Here is a 10,175-nt window from a genome sequence, read left to right as displayed (position 1 = left end):
CAGTATATAAAGATATTCCCCTAGAAGGCGCTGAATTCACGAATAAAAACAACAATGATACGACTGCACCCGACCAAGAGACAGTCCTAACACCAGCAGGAGAATACCTTGATACTATGTTAACCGATGTTGAAGGGAAAGGAAAGAGTACGATTCCTTTCGTCAACGGTGAACAAAACGAATACATTTTTGACGAAATAAACGAACCTGAAAACTACCGCCAATTTGAACCCGTTACATTTAATGTTCCTTATGAAGTATCGACAGTTGATGTAGCAACGTATGACTTAGGTATTTTCAAGAATGAGTTAAAAACTGGTGAAATTGACTTTAACAAGAAATCTGATTTAGATCTCTCTTCCCTTTTAAATATTACAGGCGCTAAAATTCATGTTGAAGGATTAAGCGAAAATACAAAAGACGTGAACTTTACCTTCAATACAAGCGCTGAAACGAACAAACTGAAGCTAAAAGAAGGACAATATCGCTTCTCAGAAGTAGAATATCCTGACGGTTGGACAATTTCACCAAATCAACCACATTCAATGATCGTAGAAGTAAAAGACAAAACAAACAGTACCATTAATTGGGAAAATACAAAAATTCCTATGAAAATTACGACATTATTTGCAACAGTAGACGGTAAAAAAGTAATCGATCCAACCAAAGACAACAAGCTGGAAGATACAGTAAAAGTAACTGACGCCTGGGTTAATACACCTATGACATTCTACACTGAATTTGTAGCGGTTAAATACAATAATGGTGTCATTATCAATCAACGTGTTGTTGGTACGGATGAAACCGATAAGACATTCAAAGAAAAAAATGAAGAATTTAAGGTTCCATTGGATCTGAAAAAAGATACTCTAAAAGAAGGGGAAGCATTAGTCGCTACCCACGTTGCCAAAGATAAAGACGGCAAAGTGATTGCTGAAGAAACAGATCTATACAATAAAGATCAAACCGTAGTTACTGAAACTGCAAAAGTACCAGAGAAACCTAAAACACCAGTAACACCAAGCACACCAACAAAAACAGGAACACTACCAAGCATGGGTGAAACCATTCAATCAACATTCATGATGATTGGATTTGCTATTGCTGCATTAGTTGGTTTTCTGTTTGTCTTCAAGAAAGCAGAAACAGACGAAGTGGCATAATTTACTATATCAACAGCGAAGCGATGAACTTTAATCAGTTTGTCGCTTTTTTATTTTATCAAAGAGAGGAATACACTATGTCAGAAGCAGCAGAAAGGGAGCGTGTAACGATTGACGACCTAGATTTAGCCAATTCTAATGGATACCTGTATGTGCAGGATCGTTTTGTTATAAAAGAATTGGACCGAAAAAGAAAATATATCAGAAAATCAGAAACAATCTTGTATATTATCACAACGTCTATTTTGAAGCGACCGGATACGTATTACAAACGTGGTGGGGCAAAGAATCATATTAAAACATTTGGCATTATTTACCCAAGTGGGCATGTCCAAGTGATCGATTACACCCGAATTATTCGTTCACCACGAGGGTTTATTATCATACGTTAACATTCAAAGGAGGGAAATTGCGATGTGTCAAAAAGGAAATCAAGTCATGGCACGTATAGCAACATTAGAAGAGCAATACAAGAATTGCTTTTATTCTTTGGAACAGGAAAAACGAGAGTGTAGAAGTCTAGAAGAAGAAAATCGCCAATTACGTAAGGAACTGGACACATTAAACAGGAAACTAACCCGTCAAAGAGAATCAATGTATCTCATAGCAATATAAAACAAGGAGGCACTCATGAAAAAAAAGACATTAAGCCTACTCTTAGCCACCGTATTATTCAGCAGCGGCTTACCTTTGACGACCTTTGCGGAAGAAGTGCAACAAACACCGCTAGAATCTAGTGAGCAGGCACAAGAAGTAGAAACAAGTACAAGTGAATCGATCACGCAAGAATCGTCTAGTCAGCCAATCGCACCGCCCACTGAATCGACACAAGAACGTCCGCCAATAGAAAAGACCGAATCAAGCAACGAAACGATTCCTTCAGAAGAACCTACACCTAGTGAAGTGGTAGAAGTACCGACAGCTGAAGTGTTTCAGGAAGCACCACCAGTCAATGAAGTGACCATTCCAGTAGAAACGGCTGCTATTCATTTTGAAAAGAACACGACCACAGAAGAATTTGTCGCCCGTATTGGTGAACAGGCACGTTCTGTAGGGCAAGAAAAAGACTTATTTGCTTCAGTTATGATCGCCCAGGCAATCCTGGAATCAGGATCAGGCGGAAGTGAGTTATCTCAAGAACCATACAACAACTTATTTGGAATCAAAGGTGATTATGAAGGGCAGTTCGTCACGTTTGGCACGCAAGAAGACGACGGATCGGGAAATTTGTATCAAGTACAAGCAGCGTTCCGAAAATATCCGACTGTTAAAGAGTCTTTAGAGGACTATTCTAAGCTTCTTACAGATGGAATCGACGGTTCACCATTGTTTTATCAAGGGACATGGAAAAGCCATTCAGAAAGCTACAAAAACGCTACAGAGGCACTAACAGGAACCTATGCGACCGACATTCAGTACGGTGAAAAATTAAATGAGTTGATCCAAACGTACAACTTAACACAATACGATCACGCAAAAGGTGAAATCGTCCCCGGTGGTGATTTTGAACCATACAATAATGTCAATTATGACACAGGAAATAGTTATGCCTGGGGGAATTGTACTCAATACGTTTACAATCGCATTACTCAGTTAGGCGGCCATGTGGATCTAAACATGGGAAACGGTCAAGATTGGGGATACACAGGAGTTTCCAGAGGGTATGAAGTAAGCAATACACCTAAAGCTGGTACAGCTGTTTCATTTCCAGCTGGAGTATTAGGCGCAGATCCTACGTATGGTCACGTTGGCTTCGTAGAGAAAGTTAATGAAGACGGATCAATCTTGATTTCAGAAATGAATGCACAAGGGCTTAACGTTGTATCTACTCGCACGATTCAAGCCGAATATGTGGGCATGTTGACGTATACCGCGCCTAAGTAAATGAAAGGAGAGAAGTTTAAGTGGAAATTGCAAGAGAATATATACGGAAATTTAAAAATACAATAACTAATAGAAAATTTTGGCGTATTCAGTGGTTAAATCTAATATATGTAGTGAAATACACGATGAAATTTCGATTGATTATTATAGCCTATTCCCTTTCTATGAGTTATCTGTACGTTGAACTTACTAATAATTCTAATGGGTTACTTACGAATGTACAAAGTGAAGCAATCGTTTCAGCATGCGTCTCATTATTTTTTCTGAGTCGTCATGTTTGGCTTTTTATTAGTTTAGGAAAACTAATAATGCCAAACTCTGGAGAGCTTGATAGAGTCAAAAGATGGAACAATGTATTTAAACAGCTACTATTTGTTGTCCTCATGACTGGTAGTAAATACCTGAAAACAGATGTAATTTTTTCAAATACCTCCATTGAAGCGATACCAAAGGATATGATTGCCAGTGGAGCAAGCGGAATATTCTGTTTTCTGACAATGACTTTTTGTATTCGACAATTTTGGAAGCGATTGGACAAACAAATGCTTATATTAGATTTTACAACAAACGAATCCTTAAATAATGATGTATGTAGTCGGAAAGTTGGTTTTAGTAGCGATTGGAATTCATTTTTACGAGTAATCGAAACAGGAGTTACGTATCGGAATAATCAAAATGGGGATCTATTTTTGGTTGCACCTAACAAATATTCTCAAACTAGTGGGTGCGAGGCAGAATTACAGGTTTCAGTTGCCTTGAAGTATTCAATGATTACAGAACAGTTAACTCGTTTGAATGCTCCGATGGTTATTACTCACGGTATGTAAAAAAAGAGTAAAGAAAGAACTTTAATTCTATCACCATTGAGATAAGCACTAAAAAATTATTATTAACTAAAAAAGAAGAGAGAAGGAAATAAAATGACACTTTTGACAGCTTTAACATATATAGGATTTGTATTAATGATTGGTTTGGTCCTCTTTATGGGCTACCAAGTAGGATCACAACTGTATAAAAGAAAGAAAAAAACAGGACGGTTCAAATAGTCGTTCACGATTGGAGGTGTAAAGGATGAGTGTAAAACCTACTCAAAAAGAGCAACAAGCAATGAAAAAGCAAGCGCAACAAGTCTTAAAAATTCAAGGAAAAGACTATGATGAATATCTTTATACGATTCATAAAGATATCTGTGTTGAAAGTCAAGATTTGATCTTAAAATCGTTAGAAAATGAAGCAAAGCGAATTGAACAAGAAAAAATCAATAAGCTGAAGCAAGAAGAACGTAACAAATTAGAACAAGAAAAAGCAAAACAACAAAATGGAGGGAAAACGACATGATGAAGAAAATTGCTGAAGGGGCAACAAATGCAGTTATTACTGTTCAAGCAACATACTATCGTTTAAGAAAGAAAAAATACTATGGTGTAATTGTGGCAAGTAGTTGCTTAGCTATTGGACTATTATTTTTTTGTTCAGGTGGGATCACCGCTTTTGCTGATATTCAGTCGAGCGCAACATTAGCTGAAACTGAAACAAATAAATTTATCAAAATTATCGGAAATTCGGCCTTGTTTATTTGCTTGCTGCTATTTGGTGCAAGTCAATATTTCGGTACAGAATTAGGTCGTTGGGGGAAAAAATTAATGTTCGGTGCTATTTTAGGATCTGCCGTTATCTTAAATGCGACAAGTTTGAGAGATCTAATTTGGGGCAATGTCGGCGGTTAAAGGGGGCGTACTAAATGATAACCGTTGAAGTATTATCGTCAAATCTAGAATTTTTTAATCACTATGAATTAGAAGAACGGTTAACGTACTCGGAGTTCCAAAAGATAAGTGAAAATATGCAGGATCAGGAGTATATCGAGTTTGCTCTTTATAATGCGGAAAATGAACCTTTCTACAAAGGAAAATTTACAAAAGAAGGACAGTTGACCGTTACCGATGATATTTTTTCTGTTTTAAAGAAATATAAGAAGCAGAAAAAAATATCAGGTAGAGACAGAAAGGAAATTGAAGAAAAGATCAAGGCAAGTTTATCTGAATCTGATTTGTCAGAACCCCCAATAAAAAAGCCTAGAAAGCAAATTCAGATTCCGAAAATGCCAAAGTGGACGATCCCTATTAAAAAAATAGGGATTGTTTTTCTTTTTACTTGTCTATTTATTGGTGGCGGATTTGCTGTAAAAAGTGTGTTAAGCGATCAAAAAGATAAGCAGCCTTCTTTACAAGAATATTTAACAAAGAAAAATTTTAAAGAAGCCGCTGAAGCATATCCAGACAAAATTTCAGAGGTTGAAAATGAGCTGTTTTTGATAGTTCAAAAAGAAGGTAGAACGCATTTAAAGGACCTTTCTTCTTTTCAAAAAAAATATCCTACAGAGCAAGGAACGTTTGATTTGGCTATGTTCGATTATCAATATGATGTCGGAATTTCTACTTTTGAGAAAAACAAGCAGCTATTTAAACATGATGAGACACGACAAATTTTGGTTGGTTATGCTTATTTGAAAGAAGGGCAAGTAAAAAAAGCGGAAGAAATTCAACATACGCTCAACAGTCCAGAATTGGAAAAATTTATACGACAATATAAACAATATCAACTAATTATTGACGAAAAAGAAAAAGAGATTGCTACATTACAAAAAAAACCGTCTGAAAATAAACAAAAGATTGAGAAAGCAATTGATGATTTATACGAAGCGAAACAATCGCTATCAGAATTGTAAAGGAGCATTATAAATGAAAAAAACAAAGAACATTAAGACTGCGGTTATAGGGAGTGCTTTAGTGTGCGTGTTAGCTTTAGGTGGATATATTGGCTACTCACAGTTTTATCCGTCAGAAAATGAATCACAAGAAGTAAATAAGGGAGATTTTCCAGCAATCAAAAAGAAAGAAAAAGCTGAACCAGTGATCCCTAAAAAATCAGCAACAAAAAAAACAATGGGACCGACTATTAAGCCGGAAACGTCCTCTAGTTCAGTTGAAACATTTAGAAGTGATTCTGGATCAAATTTTCAAAGTGAAAGAAAAACAGCCTTAAATTTATTGGATAATCAAATTAAGGACGAACAAAAACAAGCCAAAGCTCAACCAATTACTCTTCCAGTAGTAAATGATTTTAAACCAGTGAATCCAACGCCCGTTGATCCAATTAAACCAAAACCAATTACGCCACAGCCAAAACCTACTCCTGATCCAGAACCTGAACCAACACCGCCACCAAATCCACCAGTAGAGATTGTAGACTATAATGCGTTGATAGCATTAGTACAACAAGCGGAATCGATTCATTTAGAAAACTATTTTACAGCTGGTGCAGAAGTAGTTAGAACAGAATTAATAATTGCACAACGTATGATCGATGAACAAGGAAATTCTCAAACAGCTGTAAATAATCAACATGATCGACTTCAAAACGCATTGAATGCATTAGTTTTATTAGGAAATAAAACTGATTTACAGACTTTGTATGACCAAAGTGAAAAAATTAAGACGGATATTTACACCGATGAAAGTGTTGCTGAATTCCAAGCAGCCAAAGCGCAAGTCAATGAAGTACTTACGACTGTAGAGGTAACGCAAGAAACAATCGATCTAGCCAAAATGAAACTACAACAAGCAATTGACTCTCTAAAAGAAAAAGAAGAACCTTATTTAAGTCTAGCGTACTTACAACGATTGGTTACTGAAGCCAAAAGAATTAGTCTTTCTGATTATACTGTGACTACTGGTTTACAATTCCAAAATAAATTAGATCAAGTGACTATATATCTAGTTGGTGGCACCTATACAAAAGTTGAAAATGAACAATATCTGAAAGAACTTCAAGAAGCAATGAATCGATTACAGAAAAAAGCAGATCTAACACAATTAAAAGCCTTAGAAGCAGAAGCAGCTTCTATTGATCGTACATTATATACGGATGAAAGTTTAGCAGCATTAGATAGTATCCTTTCTAAAGTAAGGGAAGCATTATCCAATGATGAGTTGACACAAGAACAAGCTGATATTTTAGTGCAAGAGCTGTCTCAAGCAATCAATAAGTTAACAGAAAAAGAAGTGACTCCTGATGAGTAATCCAGGAGTTCTTTTTTATCTATTTTTTGGTGTAGTAATCCTATTTATAATAGGTGAAATTTGGAAGTTCCGAAAAGAAAGGGAGTTAATGGAAAGGAAAGCAGCTAGATATAATCAAGAACAGCTACTTAAGTTGTTAAAGCAACAAGAATTGATTATTGAACAAGGTTCAAAAGCAGATATGGAAAAATTAATGGATCTTAATCAATTTATGGAACGTATTTGTATTACTCTGGTTCCCCCTGAAGATAGGAAGGAAAAAATCAGAATAAAGGTATTTCAAGAAAAATATGGAACAAGTGCTCTTTTTAAGTCTACAAAGCAGAATTTTTCAAAATCATTGACTCAACAATCAAAAGAATCAGTACAAGAGTTAATTATTGCAATTGCTAACAAGGAGGAAACGAAGACCAACCCAGAACTAGTAAATGCATTGTCTACTCTTGTTAAGTTAAGCAACAACTTGTAGCGAGTTAAAAGATAGGTAAAAAAATTTCTTCAGGGTGCTGACAAATTAACTTATTTTTTATGAACAAAAAATATAGAGTGGGGGAATAGAAGTGGGAAAAGGCTCAACAATAAATGTTCAAAATTCTCAAAAAGAATGGTTAAAAAAGTACGTTGAAATTGGGAAGCTGCAACTACAAAAATCAATTGAAGCTCAAAATCACCTAAAAAGTAATATATTTAGCAGGATCAGTAACCGACAAGAAATTAGAAATAATGACGAATATATCCATTCTTTAAGTGGGGCGTTAGCTGGCGTAGAAACTCAACAAGAATTGTATTTGCACAAACCAATAGAGTTAACAGCGCCTTCTATGATAGAAGAACCATTATTACAAGGTATGGTCCAGGGAATAAATGATAAATACAATGAAAAAATTCAAGAATATATTAAAAAAGTTACTCTTGAGAATTTTGAGAAAACGTATCAGGAATATCGGGGATATGAACTTGATCTATCAAATATGAAAACGGCAACCTATATGAAAAATCAAACATTTCCTTCTCTAACAGAGGTACTTTCCCCAGACCGTTGGGAAGGATTCATTTTGGACACTGAGTACGGTTTTGATCAATGGGAAGGCGAATTTTATGCGTTACCTACAACAAAAGATTACCCGGATAAGTACGTAATGAGCTACTTAGAGAATCAAAATTCTTTTCAAGAAACAGGAGACATTCAATATTCAAACGAAGCAGAATCGATTAGAGCAACGTTTTCTTCTGATACCTTAAAGAAAATAAATGAATTTGTAGAGGAATCTATAGAGGATTATAAGACGAAAGTTAGCCGATTTTTCCCTTTTGAGTATAATGTAAATCCAACTTTTAAAGAAGTTGATCGTTTAAAAGACTATTTAAAATTTCCCAAACAGTCAATTATTCTTCAAGAAAACAAGGAAAAAAAAGATCAATTTGTTGCGCTGTATGATTCGTTACCAAAAGAGGAACAATTGTATTTGAATACGTACAATGAATTTCACCGTGAGCTTCTGAGTAATGAATATTCGGATACTGTAGAAGGTAGATCATACCAGCAGCGTGATTTGTTAAAAGAGCAGGCTAGCAATTTGGATGCTGAACAGGTAGAAAAATTGAAAGAAATGTATCGTGAATATATCTCTACAAGTGTGGATGGAGCTGAGCTTGATCAATTACACATGGATAGTTTCCCAAAAGTTATTGAAGAATGGAAGGGACTCCAAGTTTCAGATCAAGAATCTCTTGTAACTACTCTTAGTCAATTAACTACCCAACAACGAGAATATTTAGAAAATGTGTACCTATATAGTTTTCATCAGGAAGAAATCTCACATTTATCAGAAGTATTGAATGAAAATGAAGGACTAATGAATTACTCTGAAAGTCAGCTGCAAAGCGTTGCTTCTTTTGAAAAAGAAGGTGAGTCAATTTTGAAACAAATTGACCAAATAGGAGAAATATCAGATAAGAGAGCTAAGGAAATTGAAACGTTAAAAGGGAGTTTGACTGCAGCAGAATTGGATGAGGTTGATTTCATTTTCGGAAATGTAGAACATTTTGAATACGAGATGGCAATTCAAGCTGTAGTAGAGATAGAAAATGAAACTCAAGAATTGGCAAAATTTTTAGATGAAGTAGAATCAACTGAAAAAGATTTTTCTAAAGAAAATGAGGTCTTTCAAGATTCAGAAGAATTGCTAACTGAAGAAACTGATCTTAAAAAAATAGCAGAGCAAAAAGCACTTCAGAATCAAGCAAGAGCTGAAACAATTCACTTCGGGAAACATGAACGATTTTTAGACTTTTATAATCAGCTCAATCCAGATGAAAAGAATTTCGTTAAAGCACTTAATGATAAACAACTAGAAACTTACTTTATGCATGAAGATTTCATTTTTTATGAAACGGATGATACAAAATCTAAGCAATATGAAAAAGTAGCAGCGGAATTTCCCAAAGAACGAGTAATAGAATTAGAGACAATCTATCATGCTACTGTAGGATCGTCATTTAACTGGTCAGACAAAGAGACGACCATTCATGATGTGTATTCAATCATTGGGCGTCACCCCGAAACGACATTTACGTATCAGGAACAGATGGAATTAGATCCTAGTAAATTCATAGATTCCGAAAATCCATTAAAAAAAGAATCTAAAAAGGACTTGGCTGAAGAAACTCAAGAGTCAGGTTCTATTTTATTAGAAAAAGAAGAGGTCATTGATTTATACGCAAAATTCTTACAAGGTGAATCTCTGACATACGATGAGCGCTCTAAAATTGTTGCTTATGATCAAAAAAACAACTCTTTTGAACAAATGCAGTATCGATTGGAAGCCATTGATGTTGTCCAGGAATTCAATCCAGAAATCAACCTAAGCATTCAGGAAGAAGCTCTATGCCAAACTAGAGGAGAACAGAAACAAATGCTAAAACTGGTCTCGGCTGAATACTATCAACAGTCAACTTCTGAGAAAAAGGAACAAAAACAAGAAGAAAAAGAGAGAAAAGAACAAAAGAAAGAAAGAGCGCTGGTGCAACAATTGATGATGTAGAG

At 35.3% G+C, this 10,175-nt stretch carries 12 protein-coding genes; all 12 read left to right on the top strand.

Features of this window, described 5'->3' with window-relative positions; translation table 11 throughout:
• A partial coding sequence (locus tag A5819_RS17855) for an LPXTG cell wall anchor domain-containing protein (RefSeq protein WP_139843560.1) occupies positions 1–1,163 on the top strand: 1,163 nt, incomplete at its 5' end.
• Between the two features lie 77 nt (positions 1,164–1,240).
• A complete protein-coding gene (locus tag A5819_RS17850) occupies positions 1,241–1,555 on the top strand; it encodes a hypothetical protein (protein WP_086282155.1) in 315 nt (104 codons plus the stop codon).
• Between the two features lie 22 nt (positions 1,556–1,577).
• Positions 1,578–1,778, top strand: coding sequence for a hypothetical protein (locus A5819_RS17845; protein WP_086282156.1), 201 nt, complete (start codon positions 1,578–1,580; stop codon positions 1,776–1,778).
• A 15-nt stretch (positions 1,779–1,793) separates the two neighbouring features.
• Positions 1,794–3,047 carry a glucosaminidase domain-containing protein gene (locus tag A5819_RS17840; RefSeq protein ID WP_086282158.1) on the top strand — a complete coding sequence of 418 codons (1,254 nt, stop codon included), beginning with the start codon at positions 1,794–1,796 and terminating at the stop codon, positions 3,045–3,047.
• 125 nt (positions 3,048–3,172) lie between these two features.
• Positions 3,173–3,874 (top strand): hypothetical protein, encoded by a 702-nt coding sequence (locus A5819_RS17835; protein ID WP_139843337.1) that lies wholly within the window; start codon positions 3,173–3,175, stop codon positions 3,872–3,874.
• A gap of 93 nt (positions 3,875–3,967) precedes the next feature.
• On the top strand, positions 3,968–4,093 hold the full coding sequence (locus A5819_RS19970; RefSeq protein ID WP_254907341.1) for a hypothetical protein: 126 nt from the start codon (positions 3,968–3,970) through the stop codon (positions 4,091–4,093).
• Positions 4,094–4,118: 25 nt separating this feature from the next.
• Positions 4,119–4,385 (top strand): hypothetical protein, encoded by a 267-nt coding sequence (locus A5819_RS17830; protein WP_086282161.1) that lies wholly within the window; start codon positions 4,119–4,121, stop codon positions 4,383–4,385.
• On the top strand, positions 4,382–4,774 hold the full coding sequence (locus A5819_RS17825) for a hypothetical protein (RefSeq protein WP_254907340.1): 393 nt from the start codon (positions 4,382–4,384) through the stop codon (positions 4,772–4,774). Before A5819_RS17830 ends, A5819_RS17825 begins: the two co-directional genes overlap by 4 nt.
• 14 nt (positions 4,775–4,788) lie before the next feature.
• The gene (locus A5819_RS17820) at positions 4,789–5,775 is read left to right on the top strand and encodes a hypothetical protein (protein WP_086282162.1); all 987 of its coding nucleotides are present in this window, start codon (positions 4,789–4,791) and stop codon (positions 5,773–5,775) included.
• Positions 5,776–5,788: 13 nt separating this feature from the next.
• Positions 5,789–7,129 carry an FIVAR domain-containing protein gene (locus tag A5819_RS17815; RefSeq protein WP_086282163.1) on the top strand — a complete coding sequence of 447 codons (1,341 nt, stop codon included), beginning with the start codon at positions 5,789–5,791 and terminating at the stop codon, positions 7,127–7,129.
• Entirely contained in the window at positions 7,122–7,598 is a 477-nt protein-coding gene (locus A5819_RS17810) for a hypothetical protein (RefSeq protein ID WP_086282166.1), read from the top strand. Before A5819_RS17815 ends, A5819_RS17810 begins: the two co-directional genes overlap by 8 nt.
• A gap of 91 nt (positions 7,599–7,689) precedes the next feature.
• Positions 7,690–10,173 carry a hypothetical protein gene (locus A5819_RS17805; protein WP_086282168.1) on the top strand — a complete coding sequence of 828 codons (2,484 nt, stop codon included), beginning with the start codon at positions 7,690–7,692 and terminating at the stop codon, positions 10,171–10,173.
• Positions 10,174–10,175 lie beyond the last annotated feature (2 nt).

The organism is Enterococcus sp. 7E2_DIV0204, from assembly GCF_002140855.1.
Lineage (GTDB): Bacteria > Bacillota > Bacilli > Lactobacillales > Enterococcaceae > Enterococcus_L > Enterococcus_L lemimoniae.
Note: the sequence above shows the minus strand (reverse complement) of the source record. Positions and strands in the feature narration are given on the sequence as shown.